Below are 23,506 nucleotides of genomic sequence, written 5' to 3'. Positions count from 1 at the left end.
AAAGAAACTTTTTTTCAAAAGAACGGACATTTTTTTGGTGATAAGAAGAAAATACTGGTTGAAAATCCCAAGAATAGGTGATTTAATGATTGTAAGCGCTTAAAATATATCTTTTCATCTATTCTACTAATTATCCTTCTTATTAATCTACTACTTTTAGTCGTATTATATATGGCACTTCTTTATGTTATTAGTGAAACGTTGTTTGCTATTACAAAACGAGAGGAGTCAATTTATTGAGTACGTTGAAGCTTCCAGGTCATTTAAAATCCATTTTATCTCATCCTTCCACACTTGAAGAACAGCATATGAATCACTTCCTTGGAAATAACGGGTCCCTGCATATTAAGCCAACTTCAGAACAAGAAATAGCAGCCGTTTTAAAGTATGCGACGGAACACGGAAAAAAAGTCGTCATTGAAGGGAACGGTACAAAAAAAGGGTTTGGGGGACTTATAGATACAGCAGACCTTTTGCTTTCGCTGACTGAATACAGCGGAATTGTTGAACATACAGTAGGTGATATGACGGTTACTGTAAAAGCTGGTACACCGTTTGGAGAGCTGCAAACGTATTTAAAAACGCACAATCAGCAAGTTTCACTTGATCCATCTCTAGGAGACTACGCTACAATCGGCGGAGTTATTGCAGCGAATGAAAGTGGTCCAAAGCGCTTATCTTATGGATCGGCTCGAGATGCAGTAATCGGTATGAGAGTCGTATATTCAGATGGAACCATTGTTCGTTCAGGGGGAAAAGTCGTCAAGAACGTGGCTGGCTATGATATGAATAAGCTGTTTATTGGTTCAATGGGAACGCTCGGCGTTATATCCGAAATAACGTTAAAGCTGCGTCCGCTGCCCAAGTATCAAAGCATTGTTTTTATTTCTTTTTCAACAGGCAATATCGAAGAAATTCATGCGTTTGTTAGCAAAGTCTTAGATTCCATGATAGAGCCTGTTGCTTTGGAGTTATTAAATCCTTCTCTAGCTGAAGATGTAATAGGGCAGCATCTGTTTACACTTGTAATCAGCTTTGAAGATGTGGAAAGTTCCGTTCATTATCAAGAGAATTACATCAAAAGTATTCAGCCGTCTGATACGATTTTAAAAGTGCTGCATGAAAAAGAATCCGAAGTATTTTGGGGATTTTTTAGTAACATGAGTCCAAATGGTGCATGCTGTTCTTCCGAAGAGGAAACGGAAGCCGCGCTAAAAATTGGCGTACCAAATATGAATGTACTCGATGTAATAAACAAAAGTACTGCATTAAAAACGTCCCGTCCAATGCTGATAAAAGCACATGGAGGAGTTGGCCATGGTCTTTGTTCAGTCTACATAAAAGGCTCAGAAGATGCCATTCTTTCCGTTATTACTTCATTTACTGAAACTGCTAAAACGTACGGAGGATATGTGGTCGTTAAACATTTGCCTTTTATACTGCGCCAAAAAGTAAATGTATGGGGAAAAGAACCTTCTCATTTTCCGTTACTGGCAGGAATTAAAGCAAAGATGGACGCTAAAAACGTGCTTAACTATAAACGATTTATAGGAGGAATCTAAGTGAATTCAGCGAAAGCGGATATCAAAGATGCTCCATGTCAAAGCGTTAGCAATTATTTGTGGAAAGACGCGCCAGACGAAAAAAAATGGGCGGATTGTGTACACTGCGGAATGTGCTTGGAGTCTTGTCCTACTTATGAAATAACGGGGCAAGAACAGCATTCACCAAGAGGACGCGTGCACCTTATCAAATCGGTAGCAGAAGGAAAAATAAGCGTGAATGAGCAGTTTACAGACCCTGTGTTTGCCTGTTTGGATTGCCGGGCCTGTACAACTGCTTGCCCTGCAAATGTAGACGTTGGGGGACTCATTGAAGAAGCTCGCGGCCAAATTCGTCAGGCAATGCCTTTGACGGGATGGAAAGGCATGATCAGCAAGTTTTTTCTAAAAGAACTTTTTCCTCACTCTCATCGCTTAGAAGCCGCAGGAAGCTTATTGAAGCTGTATCAAAAAAGCGGAATGCAAAAAATGATGCGCACAACAGGCATGTTAAATATGATGCCGACACATCTAGCGGAAATGGAACATGTAATGCCTAAAATTACCCGTTCTGTTCGAAAAAAATATAAAAAGAAACGCGTTCTAAAAGCAAAAGCCGAAAGAAAAGCAGAAGTTGCTTTTTTAACCGGCTGCATCATGGACGTCATGTTCAGTGATATTAATGAAGCGACTCTTAATGTATTACGAAGAAATGGAAACGACGTCGTTATTCCTCCATCTCAAACGTGCTGTGGTGCTTTGCACGTTCATGCAGGAGACCGAGACATGGGAAGACAGCTTGCCAAAAAAAATATAGAGGCGTTTCAACATGCGGACACTGTTATTGTAAACGCTGCAGGATGCGGCTGCATGTTAAAAGAGTATCCCGAACTATTTAGAGAAGAAGAGCAAGAGTGGCTTGAAAAAGCCGAAGTCTTTGCTGAAAAAGTCCAGGATATTTCAAAATACCTTCACGATACGGGATATCGCCCTCCGCAGACAACGCTGCATAAGCGCATTACGTATCACGACGCTTGCCATTTAGCTCATGGTCAAGGAGTTAGAGAAGAACCAAGAGATATTTTGCTTTCTATTCCGGGAGTGGAAATGGTTCATATGGCTAATGCGGACCGATGCTGTGGAAGTGCAGGAATTTATAATTTAACAAATCCTGATATGGCGGGGGCTGTGCTTCAAAGTAAAATGGAACATGTGCCTCATGACGTAGAAATGATTTCAATGGGAAACCCGGGATGTATGCTGCAGATGGCAGTAGGAGTGAAAAAATATGGACGAAGTCAGCAAATTGTTCACACGGTACAGCTTTTGGAGTGGGCCTATCAAAAAGAAGAGGAGGAAGCACATCGTGTTGAAGAAAAATAGAATAAAAGATCTTCACGTAAAAAATCTTTCTCAACTAGTAGATGCTCATTCTATTTTGCATCATAAAGAAGATTTGCTTGCGTACGACTGCGATGGCTTTACCATTCATAGACATTTGCCTAAAGCGGTGTTATTTCCTCAAAATACGAAAGAAGTTTCTAGCATTGTTAAATACTGCAATGAACATGATTTGCCTTTTCTTGCAAGAGGAGCAGGCACAGGACTGAGCGGGGGAGCGATTCCTCTTAATAACGAAGTGATTATTAGTTTAGTGAAAATGAAGCGCCTTCTTAGCGTCGACTATGAAAACAGGCGTGCCGTTGTAGAGCCGGGATTTATTAATCTTAAATTAACCAATTCAATCTCTGAAAAAGGATATTACTATGCACCAGATCCTTCGAGTCAATATTGCTGCACCATTGGTGGCAATGTAGCGGAAAACGCAGGAGGTGCACACTGTCTTAAATATGGAGTAACCACCAACCATATTTTAGGGCTAGAGGTGGTGCTTCCAAATGGAGATGTGATTGAGCTTGGCAAGCAAGGTATTCCAGATGAACCGGGATATGATTTATTAGGGCTTTTAACAGGATCAGAAGGGACGTTAGGAATCGTTACAAAAATTACAGTACGCATTTTGAAAAACCCCGAAGCAAAACAAACGGTTCTTGCGTATTTCGACCGCGTAGAAGACGGCAGCCAAGCGGTATCAGACATTATATCAGCCGGCATTGTGCCTGCTGCGCTTGAAATGATGGATAAAACCGCCATTGAAGGAGTGGAAGCTGCTGCGTTTCCAGTCGGACACCCTAGAGATATTGAAGCTCTTTTATTAATTGAAGTAGACGGCATTTCAGCCGGTATCGAAGAGCAAATCCTTCGTATTTTAGACGTATGTAAAAAACAAAACGTACGGGAAGTGAAAGTAGCTGAAAGTGAAGAAGAGCGCGCGAGGTGGTGGGCAAATCGTAAAACAGGATTTGGAGCGATGGGAGCCATATCCCCTGACTATCTCGTGCAAGACGGCGTTATTCCAAGAAGTAAACTGCCTCAAGTGCTGAAGCTAATTAACAAAATTAGCGAAGAATCTGGCCTTCGCATTGCCAATATTTTTCACGCCGGAGACGGAAACTTGCATCCGCTTGTATTATTTGATGCTAGAAAGCCCGGGGAAACGGAAAAAGCACTCGACGCCGGAAGCGCATGTTTGCAAGTATGTGCAGAAGTAGGAGGAACGATTACCGGCGAACATGGCGTGGGCATTGAAAAAAAAGAAGAAATGCGATTTGTTTTCAATGAAGATGAAATTCAAGCACAAACGAATATACGTGAAGTATTTAATCCTAAAAATCTATTAAATGCAGGAAAGCTGTTTCCAAGTCCGAGCCGCTGCGCTGAAGTCAAAAAAGAAATGAAAAAAACAGAATATTTTTAGAAAATTCTTGAAAATATATTCGCTCGATGATATGATTTTTTTAACAAAAATAAAACGCTGTTTCGTAATAAGAAACAGTGCCGCATATGTTCGTCTTAATCATTTTGTCGAAAAGAAATGAAAGCGCGTCCAAATTTAAAAATGTAAAAGAGTAAGAGGAGGAAACAGACGGTGACAAACTACAAACAAGTTGGAAATCTGAAAGTAGCTCCAGTTCTCTATCAATTTATCAATGAGGAAGCTCTTCCGGGCAGCGGCCTAAGTACAGAAAATTTTTGGTCTGATTTTGAAGCGTTAGTAACCGAGTTAACACCCGTAAATAAACGTTTGTTAGAAAAGCGTGATCAGCTGCAAGCTCAAATTAATGCGTGGCATCAAGAAAATCCTGACGGTGACTTTAGCGAATACAAATCGTTTTTAACAAGAATTGGCTATTTAGAAGACAAGACAGAAGATTTCCTTATTGGTACAGAAGGAGTAGACAGCGAAATTGCCTATCAGGCAGGACCGCAGCTTGTTGTACCAGTAAATAATGCCCGATATGCTATTAACGCTGCTAACGCACGTTGGGGAAGTCTCTATGATGCTCTTTACGGCACTGATGCAATCAGTGAAGAAAATGGAGCTTCGCGCACGAGTTCTTATAATCCAATTCGAGGAGAAAAAGTTATTGCGTTTGCGAAGAATTTTCTTGATGAAGTTGTTCCGCTCGTTCAGTCTTCTCATGCGGAAGTGGTTCAGTACAGCCTTGAAAATGAAAAGCTTGTCGCTCAATTAAACGATGGCAGTTTAACCGAATTACAGGAAGAAGAGAAATTTGTAGGGTATCAAGGAGAAGAAGAAAGCCCTGATGCTCTTTTATTCAAAAACAACGGCCTGCATTTTGAAGTTCAAATTGATCGTACGGATTCGATTGGTAAAACAGACGATGCGGGTGTAAAAGATATTTTAATGGAAGCGGCTCTTACGACGATTATGGACTGTGAAGATTCAGTAGCGGCAGTAGACGCAGAAGATAAAGTAGATGTTTACCGCAACTGGCTGGGATTAATGAAAGGTGATTTGACGTCTACTTTTAAAAAAGGAAGTCAAAACATGACAAGGCGTTTAAATCCAGACCGTACCTATATTTCTCCGGACAAGAAAAAGATTTCACTGTCTGGCCGTTCGCTTATGTTTGTTCGAAACGTTGGGCATTTAATGACAAACAGCGCTGTTTTAGATCGAAACGGCAACGAAATCTATGAAGGTATTTTAGACAGCGTGATTACTAGTTTAATTGCCAAACACACCTTGCTTAAAAACGGTACGTATCAAAATTCTAAAAAGAGCTCTATCTATATCGTTAAACCGAAAATGCACGGCTCCAAAGAAGTGGCTTTTGCCAATACGTTATTTAATTCAATTGAAGATATGCTAGGGCTTGAGCGTCATACGATTAAAATTGGCGTAATGGACGAAGAGCGCCGCACGACGCTTAATTTAAAAGCGTGTATCAAAGAAGTAAAAGACCGAGTGGCTTTTATTAATACTGGATTCTTGGATCGAACAGGTGACGAAATTCATACCTCAATGGAAGCGGGCGCTGTTATCCGTAAAAACGATATGAAAGCGTCTAAATGGCTTCAAGGCTACGAGCAGTCTAATGTAAATGTAGGATTAGCAAGCGGATTCCAAGGCCGCGCTCAAATCGGAAAAGGAATGTGGGCAATGCCGGATATGATGGCGGAAATGCTTAAACAAAAAGTGGGGCATTTAAAAGCAGGAGCGAATACGGCATGGGTGCCTTCACCAACCGCAGCAACCCTTCATGCTCTTCACTATCATCAAATTGATGTAAGAGATGTTCAAAACGAATTGCTTACTCAGTCTACTGATTTACAAGATGACATTTTGCAAATTCCTGTGGCAGAAAAACCAAATTGGAGCAAAGATGAAATTCAGCAGGAGCTCGACAACAACGCTCAAGGAATACTTGGTTATGTAGTAAGGTGGGTCGACCAAGGAGTAGGGTGCTCAAAAGTACCGGATATTAATAATGTAGGGCTAATGGAAGACCGGGCAACGCTTCGTATTTCCAGTCAGCACGTGGCTAACTGGCTTCATCATGGAATTTGTACAAAGGAACAAGTAACGGAAACGCTAAAGCGAATGGCAAAAGTAGTGGATCAACAAAATGAAAATGATCCTCTGTATCAGCCAATGTCATCGAACTACAGCGCATCCATTGCTTTTCAGGCAGCCTGCGATTTAGTATTTCAAGGCTATGATCAGCCAAACGGCTATACGGAGCCCATTTTACACCGCCGCCGTATCGAAGCAAAGGCAAAAGCAGCTATAAAACAGTAAAAAAAACGGCCTGTCAGCATAGAGATGGCAGGCTGTACTTACATCTTAAGAACCTGACTACCTACGATCCTTATTAAAACAAAGCAAATGGGAAAAGGAGCTATGTCATGAAATTTGTAAGGTTCGCTGTACAAGATAGCCGTCATACAGGTGTACTAAAAAAAGATACGATCAGCGTTATTGAAGGAAATATATTTGAGAAATGGAACTATACAGGACAGACTTTTTCAGTAAATGAAGTAAAGCTTTTGGCTCCTTTAGAGCCGAATCAAATTATTGGAATAGGCGCAAATTATACAGCTGCAAAGTCGGAGCTTCCAAAGGAAATGCCTTCTATTCCTGTCTTCTTTTTTAAGCCCACATCTTCTGTGATTGGTCCAAACGAAGACATTGTTATTCCAACTGCTATTAAGCACGTTAAGTTTGAATCTGAGCTTGCGGTTGTTATTGGAAAAGAAGCAAAGAACATCGCAAAAGAAGACGTACTGGACTATATATTTGGGTATACAATTGGAAACGATGTAACGGCTCCGGATTATTTTCATGAAGACGGGCACTGGACCATTGGAAAATCCTTTGATTCATTTACGCCTCTTGGACCCGTAATCGAAACAGAGCTTGATGTTAAGTCAATTCACGTAAAAGCGTTTTTAAATGGCGTTGAAAAACAAAACAGCTCGACAGATTTAATGATTATTTCCGTTGAGCAAATGATTGCTTACCTATCTACTGTTATGACCCTTAAGCCGGGAGATGTGGTTTTAACAGGAAGTCCGGTCGGCGCGGAACTGGTGAGCGCAAACGATGTTATTGAATGCACCATCCGAGAAATTGGAACTCTCCAAAATCCATTTGTTGCAGAGAAAGAACGTGTAAACGTATAAAAGTGATAAAAAAATGCCCGGCAGTAAAATGACACATAGAGGAGAGAGGAAAAATGGAGAGAGAAAATATGGTTAAGTCTGTAAGCCGGGCATTGGATATTGTCACAATTGTCAGCATGGAAAGAGAAGGGGTAGGAGTCACAGAAATTGCAAAGCAAATGGACATCAACAAAAGCTCCGTATACCGTATTCTAACTACTCTTGCTCAGTATGGCTATATTGAACAAGATCAAGAAAGCGGGCGGTACAAGCTTGGGTATAAGTTTTTAGAAGTAAGTTCAAAGCTTTTAGATTCGATTGATTTACGAACAGAAGCAAAGCCGTTTTTGCAAGAACTTGAAAGTGAAACAAATGAAGTTATTCATCTTGTTGTCTACGATCAAGGTGAAGTAGTGTACATTGAAAAATTAGAAGGAAATCAGACGCTGCGCATGCATTCAAAAGTGGGGAAAAGAGCACCAATGCATTGTACCTCCGTTGGTAAAGCTATTCTAGCTTTTTTACCGCTTAATACGGTAACGAGCATTCTTGAAAGAAAAGGCTTACCTGCTCATACCGATCACACCATTACAGATGAAGAAAGCTTTCTTCAAGAACTTTCAGAAGTGAAACAAAAGGGATATGCGCTGGATTTAGAAGAAAATGAATATGGAATTACCTGCATTGCAGCGCCTATTTTTGATCACCTTGGTCAAGTCGTTGCTGCAGTCAGCATTTCTGGTGCTACGATGCGTATGACAAATGAGCGCTTAACGTATCTTCAAGAACGCATGGTTGATATAGGCAAGAACATTTCGGAGCGGCTCGGCTACAAAACGGAATCTGTGAAAGACAAAAGTTTGTTCTGATTCTTCGAGAACAAACTTTTGCTGTATAATAATCTGTAAAATAACGTAATTATATTATGTAAACTATAGGCTAGGATTTTTAATTGATGTTTTATTCATGATACAATAAAGTCGTTAGAATATATACGTAAAGGAGATAAATTATGGAACAGTTTGAGCACAATATTGAAAAGTACGCCGAGCTGGCTGTAAAAGTCGGTGTAAACATTCAAAAAGGGCAAGTATTAAACATTAATGCCGATATTTCTTCCGCTGATTTTGTTCGTGAAATTGCGAAAAAAGCGTACGAAGCCGGAGCAAAGTCTGTTGATGTAGACTGGCACGACGATCATTTAGTTCGTTTGAAATACGAAAAAGCGGATGAATCTGTATTTAATGAATTTCCTGCTTGGAAAGCTCAAGCAAGAGAAGAGCTTGTGAAAAACGGAGGCGCTGTTTTATCTGTAATTTCAAGCGGTCCTGACTTACTAAAAGGAGTAGACGGCAAACGTATTGCTGCATTCCAAAAAGTAAGCGGAAAAGCAATGAAAAAATTCCGTGAAGCAATCCAATCCGATAAAATCAGCTGGTCCATTGTAGCTGTTCCTTCAAAAGACTGGGCAGCTAAAGTATTTCCTGACGTTCCAGAAGAACAGCAGCAAGAAAAACTGTGGGAAGCTATTTTTAAATCCGTGCGCGTAGACCAAGAAGATCCAGTGGCCGCATGGGAAGAGCATAATGCTTCATTACATACAAAAGTAGATATTTTAAATGAAAAGAAATTTTCTAAGCTTCACTATAAAGCGCCAGGAACAGATTTAACAATTGAGCTTCCTGACAAACATATTTGGGTTGGGGCAGGCAGCGTGAATGAAGACGGCAACTCGTTCATGGCCAATATGCCAACAGAAGAAGTATTCACACTTCCGAAAAAAGACGGCGTAAATGGTCAAGTAACGAGCACAAAACCGCTTAGCTACGCCGGAAACTTAATTGAAAACTTCACGCTAACATTTGAAAACGGAAAAATTGTTGATGTAAAAGCAGAAGAAGGCGAAGAAACGTTAAAGCACTTAATTGAAACAGATGAAGGTGCCAAATACTTAGGCGAAGTAGCCTTAGTACCGCATCAATCGCCAATCTCTCAGTCAAACATCATTTTCTACAACACGCTGTTTGACGAAAATGCATCCAACCATTTAGCCATCGGCAGCTCGTATTCCTTCTGTTTAGAAGGCGGAAAAACGATGTCTAAAGAAGAGCTATCACAAAACGGAGCAAACGACAGCATCACCCACGTTGACTTCATGATTGGCTCAGCTGAAATGGACATCGAGGGCATTAAAGCTGACGGTACAAGCGAGCCCGTGTTTAGAAAAGGGAACTGGGCGTTTTGAATTAAATAAATAACAATGATAAAAGCTTCTGCGCTACATCCGCAGAAGCTTTTATTATGGCCACTAAATTTCTGTAAAACTGAGATTTATATACCTTACACGCTATTACGCTTTAAAATAAAACGATAGCAAATTAACTTTAAGTTTGTACATCAGTTGTAGAATCAGGAGCAAAGTTAACAACTTCCAAAACTACAGGAGAACCTGTTAAAATGCTAGATCCTGCAGGAACAGTAATAGCTAAAGAACCGACACCCGTAGCTCCTGGCGTATATGTGGAAAGGCCAGCCATTTGTAAAACGCCGTTGATATACACATTGTAATAGCTGTTATCGGTAGCTAAAGCAGGGAGTGCAGTAGCCGCGCCACCTGTGTCACCAAAAAAGTCAGCCGCATCGATTGTTAAAGTAGCTGCACCCGTAGTTGTAGCAGTGGCTGCATAGAAAAAACGTGAGACGGTTGGGCTGGCTGTTACAGTAGTAGCAGCAGCTATAGCAAGTTTCATAATTTGAAGAGGCATAAATGTGTTACCTCCTTTCATGTTCTATCCTTCAATATATGCAGTTGTTCCTTCTGAGGGATAGGTTTAATGGCATAAATTTAATTCTTAAAGACTATAACTAAACTAAGTACATCTGTGAAGGAGAGTCTTTCTTGAAAAAAAAATCTTACGGCTGCGATCAGTATGCATCCTCTTGTTCAACACCTTTTATTAAGCTTCCCGTGTTGCCTCAGCAGGAATTTAGGTATATATTCCCGAAAAAAGTTCGCATCTTTGAATACTATGCGGTAGCCGGAGGCAGCAAGCGCATTTTTACAGATCAAGACGCGTTAAAAGAATACGGCACTCAGCATATATTGGATCCTGAGAGCTATTCATACAGTAATTTATTTATCAACGGTGTGTTACAGCCTTCCTCCAATTACAGCGTCCAAAAAGGACTTCTTATCATTAACACAGAGGATATTCCTTTAGAAAAGTCACCCGTCATTTTACAAATGATTAAAGTCATTTAGCTTTCAGCCTTCAAATGCCATGAGCACATGTCCACACATAAAAAAAACAAGGTGAACATTAGTCAGTTCCACCTTGCTGTGATTCTTCTTTTTTAACCGGAGCGTCACGCTTGAACATGTGATAGTAGGTAAACCCTAAGCATAGAGCGCCAGCGATTGAACAAAAATATTGCAAAAAACGGACGAAATCCATTGGAATGACCTCCCATTTTCAGTTTCGCTTCTAGTATGTACAGGGAAGTGAAATAATATGTGAAAAAGGGAGGTTTTCTCTTATAGTTCGTATGGTTCTTGGAGAGTAAGGTAAGGCTGCTGATCTTCAAGACCAAGACGCTTATTTAATTGTCTTTTCATTAAATCGTACTGGTAGATGAGGTGAAATTGATTTTTTTTCGGTGTTTCACAGCGAATGTAGGTTTCTTGCCCGTTCTTGTCTGTGAAATGAATAGTTAGTTCACCGAAATAGCGTTGAACAGGAGCTCCGTGAAGGCCTTTTTCATTTTTGACAACCTTTGAAAATTCTGCTCGTTGAATACGGTTAAATGGAATAATAGCTACTTGATTGATAACAAGACGCTGATCGTACATGTCAATTTTAGATATGGAAATTTGATTAATCCCTTCTGCAAATTTAACATGTCCGTTTACAGAAACAAGCGGTTTGCGATCCTCAGGATCAACAGCGCCTTGAGGCCGCTTAATGACGTAGAAGCTAGCTACGCCAAGTGCTACGATACCAACCACAACAATAAGTGCAAACATCATTTTGCATTCCACCTCCTGAGTATAGATGTGTAATCTGAATTTAACAGCAAGCTGTTTCAGTTGCCATATTGCCTCAACAATGAGGGTAGAGAAAAGCAGTTCGGCAGTTCATTATAAGTATATACATACGTTCGACAATATGGTGTGATATTCCTTCTTATTATGACTTTTTTACGACAAAATGGGCAAAACTCTTTTCGAAAATGAAGCAAATCAGTTACAATTTAAGGATAAGGTACCAAATTTCTTTTCTATCTCAAAAAAGTGCAGAAAAGCGTAAAAAATTCTAGGTATTTTCTCATATTTTTACTATTTTTATAGAATTTATCCCAATTTCTAATCCTTTATCGTGTATAATCTCTTGTGTGCAGCATGATATACATAAAGGTGTAAGGAGGCACAGTTCATTGTCTTTATCAGCAAAAAAGATATTATTATTAGTTTTAGTAGTTATATGTTTAGTTTTAGTTGTGATGCAATTCATAAATCGATCAGCAGAGCCGACTTCTGAACAGGCCCAAGAAACACTGAGTAAGCTTCCTGAACAAGAAACCGTTAAAGAAAAAGCAAAGGGTGACGAGGAAGCGCACAAATATCGAGTGTATTATATTACTATTGAAAAAATCGAAAATGGTACATACAGCGGAACAACAAAAGAAGGAACGGGCATTAAATTTTCCGATAAAAATTTAAATGAACCGATTCCAAGTAATTTGAAAAAAGGGGATATCGTTAAAGCATACTTTGATCTTGAATATAGCACGAAAGGTCTAGTCAAAGTAGAAAAGGTAGACGAGATACCAGATGATGACGAGAGCTCAAGTTAATTGAGCTCTTTTTTTGTATTTTACGAATGTGGTAAAATATTGAATATATATAGACGCGGTATAGGGGGAAGAAGATGATAGCAGCAATTATAGTAGGAGCGGTAATTCTTTTAGCTTTGATTATTAAAGGGACTGTAAAGTCTAGAAGCTTTCGCTTGTATAAAGAGGAGCTTCCAGATGAGCTTGGAATACATAAAGATAATGGTTTTGAAGATATTGTTCATTCACTAGAAGATTCTTTACCGGCAGCCTATGTTCAACAGGTGAAACAGCGTATGAAAGGGCGAAATACAAAAGCTGATGAAGTAGAATGGACGTTTTTTGAGATGAAGCGCTACTTTTTATTAAATGCAGTCATCAAAGACGTACCGATGTTTAGTGAAAAAGTGGATGAAGTGTGGCACGAAATGATTATGTTTACAGTAGATTATGAGCGTTTTACAGAACACTTTTTCAACCGCTTTTTGCATCACCAGCCAAATGTAGATACAGCTCCGTCTCCACAGCCGGATAAGCGAGCATTTTTCGATTGGATGTATGCTCATTTGTTTGACATAACGGGTAACAGCCGACTGCTTTGGGGGAAATTTTTTCAGCATCCGCTTGGTAAAAATACACTTCAAGATTTTCAAAGATTGTCAGAAGATGAATTACTAGATCGCTATTTTTTAAGAAACGGCAAATGGGAAAAACAGCAGAGAGCCCTGGTTCAAACGTTAAAAGAAGAAGTCACTGCTGCTCGAAAAAGAAAAAAAACGGGCGGATCAACTTATTTTAAAAAAGCGGCTAAAAAAGGAAATGTATCAAACGAACTTCTTCTTCAAGGCTTTGTTTTTTATTCTCTCTACAAAGCCACCAGCTTTTCAAGCCATATGAATGAGCTGCTGCTATATAAAAAGACGATGTATGCGGGAGATACAGCCTCTTACAGCGGGTATAGCTGTTCAAGCCCCTGGGAAGACAACCGCCACCATCACCACAACGATGGAGGTCATCACCATCATGACAGCGGCAGCAGCTGTTCGAGTTCAAACTGCAGCAGCTCTAGCTGTTCAAGCTCCAGCTGCGGGAGTGGGTGCAGCAGCAGCTGATAAAGTAAAAAAACTCGTTTTATACGAGTTTTTTTACTTTAAATGCAACAACGACAAAATGATTCACTGACAAGCAATGAAAAATTTGGTATAATCGTTACGTTTTTAAAAAAGGAGAGACAGTGAAAATGAATATTTTATGGGACTTTGATGGAACCATCTTTGATACCTATCCAACGATTGTAAAAGCATTCAAAGAATTACTAACAGATCAAACAATCTCAGAAGATGATATTTTGAAACAAATGAAGATATCTTCTGACGTAGCAATTAAGCACTTCGATATTGAAAAGTCTTTGTTTGATAAACACTTCCATGTGCTTGAACAGAAAATCAATCCTAAAGATAAGCCTGCTTTTCCTCACGTAGAAGACGTACTGAGCTTTGCGGATACAAATGTAATTGTTACGCATAAATCTAGACAGTCTACTCTTGATATTCTGGCATTTTTTAATATGGAGCACTATTTTACGGAGATTATTACAAAAGATGATGGCTACAAACGAAAGCCTGATAGCGGCGCTTATGCCTATCTTCACGATAAGTATCAGCTTGATTTAGTGATTGGAGACCGCGAGCTCGACTTAAAACCTGCCCGTGAACTTGGAATCAAAACATGTGCATTTCAAAATAACGACATCGAAGCAGATTATCACCTTACATCATACGATCAATTCTTTACAACTATCGTAAATAAAAACTCGTGAAGCTATTCTTCACGAGTTTTTATTTGTTCAGGGTTATGTACTTCGGGAATTTCACCGAGCGTATAGTTCGCTACTTTTGTAATGTTACTATTAGCAAAGAAGTAAAATTCTCCGTCAACTCCGCGAATTTTTGTCGTGCGCAATCCAATTTCTTCAACAGTTCCTTTCGTATCATTTATGGATACGTGATCTCCTACTGAGAATTGATCTTCAAATAGAATAAAAAAACCGTTTAAAATATCTTTAATCAAATTTTGTGCACCTAAGCCGGTAATAAATCCTGCTACGCTAATACCAGCTAAAAGAGCTTTCATATTAATTCCGATTGCTTCTAAAGATGTGATAAGTACAATAAAATACACGACGTACATGACAATGCTCAGACAAAGCTTTTTCAGCGTTATTTCTTTACGTTCGTTGTACCTCAGCAGCTTGGTTTTAAATCTGAAATCAAAGATTTTATTAATTACACTACGAGCAAACCTGATAACGATTTGAGCAATAATAAAAATCAAGATAATCTTTATAATTACTTCACTAATGTCAATCCACTTACCCGTATTAAATAAAGTTTGCTGTACCCACTGTATGTCTTTCATGACTAAGTCCCTTTCTTGCTTTATAAAATTTTCTCTACTGAATAGTATAATTTATTTTTAAAAATATACTACTAGAATTTATGAAGAGACGTTTGAACTATTGTTTTATTTTAATTTATTTGTATTTGGTATATGTAATGAAAACTCCTTAATTTAGAAAAAGTGAAAATCCTCAGGTATAGATATTTTTAAAACATTTCTTTATACAAATATTAAATAAAAACTTATAGCAGAAATTAGTATAGATCTTATTAACAAACATTATATACAGATATTAAAGAAAGAAAAATCCTGTAAAAACCCAATGATACCAAGGGTTAGAGAGGAAATTGCTTTTCAATAAATAACTGTGTGGAAAATAGACCTTTTTTGTGAACAGCATTCTTTAGCTAAAAGATGTTTTTTATAACAACAGATATGGAAACTATTTTATTCACTATGTTTTTTCTTCTGCAATAGACGGATTTTAAAACTTATAGTATGAAAATTTCTATTAAAAGTATGAATTATTTCCACTGTGGATAAAAATAGTCGTGTTAAAGAGTAAATAATCTGGAAATTATCGTTAATAAAAAATAAAAGGGATGTTTTTATTAACAAAGAGGATGATATAACATTAATTGAATATGTTTTCTTTCTTTTGTGGATAAGTATGAAGGTATTTTTTTAGCCATATTCCATAGTTATACACAAGAAATATCATTTATTTGAACTCATTCCGTTTAGATAGATAGGATAATGGAGTTGGATAGCTGCAAAAAGGGGTGTTTGTTTGCACTATTTGTATCAAAAAGAGAAGAGAAAGGAGAGAAAATAAAAAAAAGACATGCCAAAGAAGCCCCTTATGAAGCTGTAAGTTCGGCAGGGACTTGATCTTGAAGATTTTTTGAAAGCTCTTTTCGAATGAGCGTACGGATTTTTCCACCGTAATTTTCAACGACTTGAGCATCATGGCTGAAGAAGGCCTGTTCAATCAGAGAATAAAGGGCAGACTTCACTCGTTCAATACCATATTCAAAAGAAAGCTGAACCAAATCAGCGATGTCTTCGTTTTGGAATGAAGACATAACAATTCCAGTAGAATCTGTGCTGTGTCCAGATAATTTTACAAAAGTCTCTTCAATAGTACGTCGAATCGCCGCATCGTATTGATCTTTCTTTTCTTGTTTTGACATCTTGCCATTTTTAGCTCCGTCTTTTAAAACAAAGAAAATAGTAGATCCTTGGACAACAGTTTTAAATGCGCTTGTCTGTGTTTCAGCTATTTTTTGCATCATACCTTTGTAGTGAGTATATTTCGGCGTGAAAATTTTATAGTCATTAAAGCTAATTTTTGAAGTGTTTTCTCCAGGATTAAACTGACGCTTAATCGTATCGTTGTCATAAACCAATTCTTTGCGCAGCTCTAAGCGAAGGGCATTTACGTTTTCAATTAGAATAAGTTCTTCAAAGCGAGTATATTCTAATTCCATAAACCCAAACCCGTGTTCTTCAAAATATTGAGGATAGGGAACAATACAAATATTGATTCCTTTGCCGCTGCGAGAATAGGAAATTAATTCTGTTTCCGCTAATACTATATTGTTGTTGCGAACTGTTCGAACTGTACAATCCAAAGCAGCTGCAATCTCTTTTTCAGAAACATCACAAATAATACCTCTTTCATCAACGTGAAGGAAGTGATAAAAAATTAATTGTGAAATTTGAGATTTAGATAAACGGTGATGCTCTGCCACTGTTTTGATTGTAGGGTTCCCATGAGCGTCTAGGTCCATGTGATCTTCAATATCTTTATATTTTTCTACGGTGCTAGACAATTGGCGAATAATTTGTTTTCCAATTTTCGCAAATTCTTTTTTTATCATGAGAATCCCTCCAATCTATTTCATATCAACAATAATTTATTAGGGTAAAATAACAAAGAATACCTTGTGAAAATTATATCAATAAGAAACAGAATCGCAAACGAACGAGTAGTACGCTAAAAACGGCAAAAGGTTCAAAGAATGCTGTCATATCAAGGGATGCAGCGTATAGGTTTTTTAGTACGACAAAAACGGCAAAAGCAAGCAAGCGCCGGCAGAACAGTGTTTGTTACGATCAGTAAAAATCAAAAAAAACTTTATGCGTTTTAGTACGTAAAAAACGGCAAAAGGCTCAGTATAGTACGCCAAAAATAGCAAAAGTGAAGAGTAGTACGCTAAAAACAGCAAAAGCTATCTTGATTTACCTAAAAAAAGGTAAAAAAATCACTTCTCTGATCGTTGTAAATAACACAATGAATTTCATCAGTACGTCAAAAATGGCAAAAGCTATTTTTAGTACGTGAAAAACGTCAAAAACGACGCAGTAGTACGACAAAAACAGCAAAAGTTTTTGTTTAGTACGTCAAAAATGGCAAAAGCTTTATATATGCTGCGAAAAAAATAAAAAATGGGGTTTGAAAAGGCAATAACAAAGGGAAAAGCAAAGTTTAGTACGCAGAAAACGGCAAAAGTAGTGAAGGAGTACGTCAAAAACGGCAAAAGTAGTGAAGGAGTACGTCAAAAACGGCAAAAGGTAGGATTGCTTTACGGAAAAAAGAGAATAATTAACAATTAATAAGGAATTAAGAGTAAATAAAATGAATGTAGTACGTCAAAAATGGCAAAAGAATCAGAGTGGTACGACAAAAACAGCAAAAGGTAGTAATTAGTACGTCAAAAACGGCAAAAGAAGCAAAGAGGTACGTCAAAAACGGCAAAAGCTTCTGGTTAGTACGTTAAAAATGACAAAACTTCCAAACTATGAAATAAAAGTAGAGGGATATTTTGTATTTATAAGCTGAAAGTGGCAAAATATCAAATAAAAAAGGAAGGGAACAATTTACCCTTCCAATGTTTCTCTATGTTCTCCTCCAAAATAGTCTTGAATTTCATAATTTTGAAGAGGAATAAAAGAGATTTCAAATCCTTGAAGTTTTTGCTGATAACTTTGGATCAGTACTTGATTGCTAACAAACTCTGCTAGAGATTCATTAATTAATTTTAGATTGACATCAATTTTCTTTGAACGAAAACGAACTTTTGAAGCAAAATATTGATACGGGTAAAAATGGGTGTAAGACTTCTCTTGTAAATAACAATCTAATCGCTCTTTTTGAAATGCATACAGCAGCAAAGAAGACAGCGAGTTATCTTTAAACTTTTTAATAACATCACTGTAAATTTGTACAAACTGCTGATTTAAAAAGCCTTGATGCGTATCGTCGCTAAATACGATGGTTGCATATCGTCTGCCCGTTACTTCATCGGTTTCAATAACAGCTTTTTGGAAGAAGTTTATCGCAAATTTTGTATCTCTGGAATTTTTCTTCTTCGCTACACCTTCTACGTGATATCTGGCAATTTTCATAATGCGGGCTTCAACCGCTTCGTAGTTTTTTACACCTTTTGAATTATAAATTTCTTTCACGATATCCGCTAAATCAAGCGTCACCGTTTTTTCTTTATAAAACATCTCGTCGCGCTGTGAAAGGGCAAACTGGATAATTTGGGAATCCTTTGGGTCTAATACCATATTTCGCTTGGAAAGAACCGTTTGATTATCATTCACAGGGATAATGGTGCGAATGAAATATTCTTCATCAACTTTATAGTCATTATATAAAACGACTTCTTGGGAGTTTGTTTTAACTTCCATATTGGTTTTAAGAGAATGACTTTCATTTGAGAAGATAGGGGCCTCTACCCATGAATTTAATCGTTTATCAATCCAGTTGCTTAAATTTCCGTTGTATTTTTCTAATATGATTTCAGCAATTAAAAAAGTAAAGTCCGTGTGAAATGCTTTCTCTATTTGATAATTCATTTTTGAATCTAAATAAGGAAAATCGGTAATGTTTGTTTTTTTACTTTTAGCCCATGTCTCTACTTCTTTTAACTTTATCTTTAAAATATCTTCAGGTTTTTCTACGCCAAACAGCTTTTTTAAGTGTTCGGTATCCACTTTTTTATCCATCACCTTTTTGGCCAATTCAATGTCTTCAAAAATAGGATTAGGCTTTTCTGCTTTAATATCTTTTTTTAACGTTTGCAGCCAGTTTTTCTTATTTGATTGTCTTCTTTTATAGGCTGGGTTTCGTATTTCCTTAGGATTTATTAATTTATTCTCTAAAACAAACGTATCTTGCAATATATTTAAAATGTAGTCTTCTATAAAATCTTTTTCATTCGAAAAAAACGAATGAGAATCATATAAACAGTCTATGCACTTTGCTTTGATATTGTCATCGATCGCATCGCTGATTTGTTTAATAAGATAAGGAGAAAAATTGGATGGTTCGTTCATGTTGACCTCCTCTGTATGTATTTAATCTGTAACACTCTTATTATATCTTTTTTGAACGATACTCTAAAGGCTAAAAGGAAAATTCGTTTTTGTGAATGCTGTTTTATATCAAATTAGCCTAACCAGCTATTAGTATATAAAGGCTTATTGCAAAGATAAAATTCTTTCTTTATAGCGCTTGTACAATTTTAGATGTAAGGAGAGCATTATAGTAGTTTTATAAAAGAGAAAAGCAAAGTACATTCATTGAGTTTGAAAATGGAAAAGTTTATACTTGCCAAGTACACTCTTTTTACAAATAGGGGGAATAAATATGTTGTTAAAACCTAAAGCAATTTTTTTAGATATGGACGGTACGATATTAAATCGCTCCAATAAAGTAAGTGTTCAAACAAAAGAAATCATTGACGAATTACGAAAACAGGGAATTTTTGTTTTTATTGCTACGGGAAGAGCGTTTGATGAAATAGAAGAGTTAGTTCCTGACGGCTTTCAAGTGGATGGATTTATCACGTCAAATGGTATGGCAGGGTACGTAGGAAAAGAATCAGTCTTTCAGCACTCGCTTTCGCTTCAATTGGTGGAAACTATTATTGAAAAAGCAAGAGCGAACAAGGTATACTACGAGCTTTTCCCGTATGGCACATCTCGCGTGACGTTAAAACAAGATCAGTCCTATGTGGAAAATGAAATTAGAGAGCCAAAGCCAGACAGTGTGGAAATTAACGAATGGCTTTCTCGTAAACAAGCGATTAAAGAAGAAATTGACTGGAAAGATTCCGTAGAAGGAAGCGAATTTTCAAAGTTCTATTTCTTTGCAAGAACGCACGAGCATATCGATAAATGGAAAGAGGAGCTTGAAGAACTTAAAAAAGAAATCGACTTTACAACTTCTACTTCATCTAAACACAATGTTGAAGTGATGGTGGCAAACGTAAATAAAGCAACGGGGATTCAGCAAATGCTAAAACATTTTAATTTGCCCGAGCAAGACATTCTAGCAATTGGCGACAGCAATAATGATTTACCAATGTTTCAGTTTGCCAGCTATGCCGTAGCGATGAAAAATGCGCCGGATCATATTAAAGAAATTGTCGATGACGTAACGGAATTTAACTGTGACGAAAACGGCGTATCCCATTATCTTTCTAAATTTTTATTGCAAAAATCTACTAGAAGTAATCCCGTTTTATAAAAATTAATCTATTTCACCACAATGCATTATAACCAGCCCTTCAAAACATCGTCTTTTAGGCGGTGTTTTTAGTATACATAAGATGAAAAGTAAACCGTTCATTATTTTTAGTTATAGCACTCTTAGCTAAAAAGAATAGCTAAGAATAAATCTTCTATAACTTAAAAATTATGTTATAAACAACATAATTATATAACTATCCTCGTAACTATCCCTGCAAAACACCTCTCAGCCCTGATGAGTCCCACCATGCCAAAGCATAAAACATTTTAAAATCTAAACTTTTTCTTTCTTTAAACTTTTTATAAAATGCGCAGAAAAGGGATTGTATCTCCGTATATTTAATGCTAATATAACATTTAATGAAAATAGTATAACATATTTAGTTTTATTTTATAATTAGTATGACATAAATGTTGAGTTCAATCGTTTTTTTTTGAAGTGTTTATAATCACAGTTTCCACAATATTAGTCCACTCATTACCAATAAAATATGTATCTTGCAAGCTACTAAATGATAGTTGAACAAAAAATGCTAGCGTTATTAAACTATTAAAATCAAAGAATAGGAAGGTTTAATGTGAATAAAAGAAAAATTGTCTATATAGTTTCCGACTCAGTAGGTGAAACGGCTGAGCTGATGGTAAAAGCAGTTTTAACTCAATTTAGTGGAGAAGATATTGAAATTCAAAATACTTCTTACGTAGAAGATGAGCGAAATATTGATAATATCATTGCTGAAGCAAGGTGTAACGAGGCCATCATTGCGTATACTATCGTCATCCCACCTTTAAAACAATATCTTGACCAAAAGGCACAAGAAGAAGGAATTGTAGCCATTGATTTAATGACCCCACTTATGAGTGCCTTTAGCCAAACCTTTAATAAAGAACCTAATCTCCAACCGAGATTAACGAGAAAATTAGACGATAACTATTTCCGAAGAGTAGAAGCAGTTGAATTCGCTGTTAAATATGATGATGGACAAGACTTCAGAGGCATCAAGCGAGCTGATCTAGTGTTGATTGGTGTTTCGAGAACATCTAAGACGCCACTTTCTATGTATTTAGCTCATAAAAGTCTTAAAGTAGCGAATATACCTTTAGTTCCAGAAGTGACTCCTCCTGATGAACTTTTTACTATTCCGAAAAATAAATGTATTGGTTTAGTTATTACACCGGATAAGCTCAATGAAATCCGAAAAGAACGATTAAAAAATTTAGGTTTAGCGTCTCAAGCCAATTATGCCAATGTAGATCGAATCCTTGAAGAGCTGGACTATGCTGAGAAAATTATGAAGCGCATTGGCTGTCCTATTGTTAATGTCTCAGGTAAAGCAGTTGAAGAAACCGCTGAAGTGATATTGAGCATGTTAAAAAAGGACAAGATGAAAGGGTATGTATAAAAATGCCCATTATGTAAGACAGATAACTTGTCAGACATACTTAATCTGTAGAGAGTCAGGTAGAACAGGCGTGTTGCTAAAAGGTGCTTTTTTAAAATATAAAAGATAAGGAAGATTTTGATGAGCAATGTATATAAAAAAACAGACGTTATCTTAATTGGGGCCGGAGTGATGAGCGCAACGTTGGGATCTTTACTAAAAGAGTTAGCGCCGGAATGGGAAATCAAAGTATTTGAGAAACTCGCAGATGCAGGAGAAGAAAGCTCGAATGAATGGAATAACGCAGGGACTGGCCATGCTGCACTGTGCGAGTTGAACTATACATCTGAACAAGCTGACGGATCTATAGATATTACGAAAGCAGTGCAGATTAATGAACAGTTTCAGCTTTCAAGACAGTTTTGGTCGTATCTTGTAAGCAGTAATTTAATTCATCATCCGCAAGAGTTTATTATGCCAATCCCTCATATGAGTTTCGTACAAGGAGAAAAGAATGTATCCTTTCTGAAAAAGCGTTTTGAAGCGCTATCAAATAATCCGTTGTTTCAAGGAATGGAGTATTCGGACCATCCTGAAAAGTTAAAAGAATGGATGCCGCTTGTCATGAAAGGCCGTACATCCCCTGAAGCAATTGCGGCAACTAAAATAGACTCGGGGACGGACGTGAACTTTGGGGCTTTAACTCGTATGTTGTTTACACATCTAAAGAATAAAAGCGTAGAAATTAACTATAACCACAGCGTTGAAAATCTAACACGTAACGCAGACGGCTTGTGGGAAGTGAAAGTACATGATATTCATAGCGGCAAACAGGAATACCACACGGCGAAATTTGTTTTTATCGGAGGAGGGGGCGGAAGTCTGTCTTTACTCCAAAAAACGGGTATTCCTGAGTCCAAACATATTGGAGGGTTCCCGGTAAGCGGATTATTTATGGTATGTAATAATCCCCAAGTGATAGAGCAGCATCACGGGAAAGTGTACGGGAAAGCGAAGGTTGGTGCTCCGCCAATGTCGGTTCCGCACCTTGATACACGCTATATCGACCGCAAAAAAACACTGTTGTTTGGACCTTTTGCCGGATTTTCACCAAAGTTCTTAAAAACGGGTTCAAATTTGGATTTACTCAGTTCTGTAAAACCGAATAATATTTTAACGATGTTAGCAGCAGGCGTCAAAGAGATGGGCTTAACGAAATACTTGATTCAACAGGTGCTGTTATCTAATGAAAAGCGTATGGAAGAACTTCGCGAGTTTATTCCAAACGCAAAAAGCGAAGACTGGGATATCGTCGTAGCGGGTCAGCGTGTACAGGTAATCAAAGATACGGAAGCCGGAGGTAAAGGCACTCTTCAATTTGGTACAGAAGTTGTGAGTTCAGCTGATGGTTCCGTTGCTGCATTGCTCGGTGCTTCGCCAGGTGCTTCGACTGCCGTTCATGTCATGCTTGAAGTGCTGGAAAAGTGTTTCCCGGAGCATATGAAGAAATGGGAATCAAAAATAAAAGAAATGATTCCTTCTTACGGCTTGTCACTGGTAGAAAATCCAGCGCTTTTTAACGAAATTCATGCTTCTACAGCACAAACGCTTGATTTAAGTAAAAAAGAACTTGTGTACCAATGATTTTAGGCAGCCTTTGATACGTATACTCTATATTAAAAGAGTTTTTTAGATAGTTAAAGCATTTAAACGACATGTGAAATCTATAAGAAAAAATGAGGGAAGTTCGTTATATAACGGACTTCTTTTTATTTA

20 protein-coding genes are annotated in these 23,506 nt (G+C 37.5%); 14 read left to right on the top strand and 6 right to left on the bottom strand.

Annotated features, from left to right (window positions below; translation table 11 throughout):
* Window positions 1-236: 236 nt before the first annotated feature.
* The 7 genes from ACFX4E_RS11315 (at window position 237) to ACFX4E_RS11285 (ending at window position 9,816) form a co-directional block, all read left to right on the top strand.
* Window positions 237-1,562: an FAD-binding oxidoreductase gene (locus tag ACFX4E_RS11315; RefSeq protein ID WP_098524693.1), complete on the top strand. Its 1,326-nt coding sequence runs from the start codon at window positions 237-239 to the stop codon at window positions 1,560-1,562.
* The gene (locus tag ACFX4E_RS11310; RefSeq protein WP_028409029.1) at window positions 1,563-2,924 is read left to right on the top strand and encodes a (Fe-S)-binding protein; all 1,362 of its coding nucleotides are present in this window, start codon (window positions 1,563-1,565) and stop codon (window positions 2,922-2,924) included.
* Complete coding sequence (locus ACFX4E_RS11305; RefSeq protein WP_028409028.1) at window positions 2,908-4,359, top strand: FAD-linked oxidase C-terminal domain-containing protein; 1,452 nt, start codon at window positions 2,908-2,910, stop codon at window positions 4,357-4,359. The genes ACFX4E_RS11310 and ACFX4E_RS11305 overlap by 17 nt, the downstream gene beginning before the upstream one ends.
* 171 nt (window positions 4,360-4,530) lie before the next feature.
* Window positions 4,531-6,708: a malate synthase G gene (locus ACFX4E_RS11300; RefSeq protein WP_098579437.1), complete on the top strand. Its 2,178-nt coding sequence runs from the start codon at window positions 4,531-4,533 to the stop codon at window positions 6,706-6,708.
* Between the two features lie 107 nt (window positions 6,709-6,815).
* Entirely contained in the window at window positions 6,816-7,592 is a 777-nt protein-coding gene (locus ACFX4E_RS11295; RefSeq protein ID WP_098524691.1) for a fumarylacetoacetate hydrolase family protein, read from the top strand.
* 53 nt (window positions 7,593-7,645) lie between these two features.
* On the top strand, window positions 7,646-8,440 hold the full coding sequence (locus tag ACFX4E_RS11290; RefSeq protein ID WP_028409025.1) for an IclR family transcriptional regulator: 795 nt from the start codon (window positions 7,646-7,648) through the stop codon (window positions 8,438-8,440).
* Window positions 8,441-8,583: 143 nt separating this feature from the next.
* The gene (locus ACFX4E_RS11285) at window positions 8,584-9,816 is read left to right on the top strand and encodes an aminopeptidase (RefSeq protein ID WP_377238121.1); all 1,233 of its coding nucleotides are present in this window, start codon (window positions 8,584-8,586) and stop codon (window positions 9,814-9,816) included.
* A 139-nt stretch (window positions 9,817-9,955) separates the two neighbouring features.
* Here ACFX4E_RS11285 and ACFX4E_RS11280 read toward each other — a convergent pair whose 3' ends face one another.
* Complete coding sequence (locus ACFX4E_RS11280; RefSeq protein ID WP_098248207.1) at window positions 9,956-10,336, bottom strand: DUF4183 domain-containing protein; 381 nt, start codon at window positions 10,334-10,336, stop codon at window positions 9,956-9,958.
* A 134-nt stretch (window positions 10,337-10,470) separates the two neighbouring features.
* On the opposite strand from ACFX4E_RS11280, the gene ACFX4E_RS11275 reads away from it, so the two are divergent.
* Window positions 10,471-10,833 (top strand): DUF4183 domain-containing protein, encoded by a 363-nt coding sequence (locus ACFX4E_RS11275; RefSeq protein ID WP_255256563.1) that lies wholly within the window; start codon window positions 10,471-10,473, stop codon window positions 10,831-10,833.
* A gap of 58 nt (window positions 10,834-10,891) precedes the next feature.
* On the opposite strand, the gene ACFX4E_RS11270 is transcribed toward ACFX4E_RS11275, so the two are convergent.
* Together ACFX4E_RS11270 and ACFX4E_RS11265 are read right to left on the bottom strand one after the other, a co-directional pair.
* A complete protein-coding gene (locus ACFX4E_RS11270) occupies window positions 10,892-11,026 on the bottom strand; it encodes a hypothetical protein (RefSeq protein ID WP_013083673.1) in 135 nt (44 codons plus the stop codon).
* An 80-nt stretch (window positions 11,027-11,106) separates the two neighbouring features.
* The gene (locus ACFX4E_RS11265) at window positions 11,107-11,598 is read right to left on the bottom strand and encodes a hypothetical protein (protein ID WP_028409022.1); all 492 of its coding nucleotides are present in this window, start codon (window positions 11,596-11,598) and stop codon (window positions 11,107-11,109) included.
* A 407-nt stretch (window positions 11,599-12,005) separates the two neighbouring features.
* On the opposite strand from ACFX4E_RS11265, the gene ACFX4E_RS11260 reads away from it, so the two are divergent.
* The 3 genes from ACFX4E_RS11260 (at window position 12,006) to ACFX4E_RS11250 (ending at window position 14,223) form a co-directional block, all read left to right on the top strand.
* Entirely contained in the window at window positions 12,006-12,425 is a 420-nt protein-coding gene (locus ACFX4E_RS11260; protein ID WP_014459592.1) for a hypothetical protein, read from the top strand.
* Between the two features lie 74 nt (window positions 12,426-12,499).
* Entirely contained in the window at window positions 12,500-13,516 is a 1,017-nt protein-coding gene (locus ACFX4E_RS11255) for a glycine-rich domain-containing protein (RefSeq protein WP_098248209.1), read from the top strand.
* A gap of 128 nt (window positions 13,517-13,644) precedes the next feature.
* A complete protein-coding gene (locus ACFX4E_RS11250; protein WP_377238120.1) occupies window positions 13,645-14,223 on the top strand; it encodes an HAD-IA family hydrolase in 579 nt (192 codons plus the stop codon).
* Window positions 14,224-14,225: 2 nt separating this feature from the next.
* Here the strand turns inward: ACFX4E_RS11250 and ACFX4E_RS11245 are convergent, their stop codons facing one another.
* From ACFX4E_RS11245 to ACFX4E_RS11235, 3 genes are all read right to left on the bottom strand, one after another.
* The gene (locus ACFX4E_RS11245) at window positions 14,226-14,822 is read right to left on the bottom strand and encodes a mechanosensitive ion channel family protein (RefSeq protein WP_129710273.1); all 597 of its coding nucleotides are present in this window, start codon (window positions 14,820-14,822) and stop codon (window positions 14,226-14,228) included.
* 842 nt (window positions 14,823-15,664) lie between these two features.
* On the bottom strand, window positions 15,665-16,687 hold the full coding sequence (locus ACFX4E_RS11240; protein ID WP_098332883.1) for a hypothetical protein: 1,023 nt from the start codon (window positions 16,685-16,687) through the stop codon (window positions 15,665-15,667).
* 1,000 nt (window positions 16,688-17,687) lie between these two features.
* A complete protein-coding gene (locus ACFX4E_RS11235) occupies window positions 17,688-19,151 on the bottom strand; it encodes a hypothetical protein (RefSeq protein WP_377258970.1) in 1,464 nt (487 codons plus the stop codon).
* A gap of 313 nt (window positions 19,152-19,464) precedes the next feature.
* Here ACFX4E_RS11235 and ACFX4E_RS11230 point away from each other — a divergent pair, with 313 nt between their 5' ends.
* The 3 genes from ACFX4E_RS11230 (at window position 19,465) to ACFX4E_RS11220 (ending at window position 23,374) form a co-directional block, all read left to right on the top strand.
* Window positions 19,465-20,346, top strand: a complete 882-nt coding sequence (locus ACFX4E_RS11230; RefSeq protein WP_098524689.1) for an HAD family hydrolase — start codon at window positions 19,465-19,467, stop codon at window positions 20,344-20,346.
* Window positions 20,347-20,926: 580 nt separating this feature from the next.
* A complete protein-coding gene (locus ACFX4E_RS11225; RefSeq protein WP_028409016.1) occupies window positions 20,927-21,751 on the top strand; it encodes a pyruvate, water dikinase regulatory protein in 825 nt (274 codons plus the stop codon).
* A gap of 120 nt (window positions 21,752-21,871) precedes the next feature.
* On the top strand, window positions 21,872-23,374 hold the full coding sequence (locus ACFX4E_RS11220; protein WP_377238118.1) for a malate:quinone oxidoreductase: 1,503 nt from the start codon (window positions 21,872-21,874) through the stop codon (window positions 23,372-23,374).
* The last annotated feature ends 132 nt before the right edge of the window (window positions 23,375-23,506 follow it).

The sequence above is a fragment of the Priestia sp. YIM B13491 genome, assembly GCF_042787605.1.
GTDB lineage: Bacteria > Bacillota > Bacilli > Bacillales > Bacillaceae_H > Priestia > Priestia megaterium_E.
The sequence above is the reverse complement of the archived record's forward strand: the minus strand, read 5'-3'. Positions and strand labels throughout refer to the sequence as shown.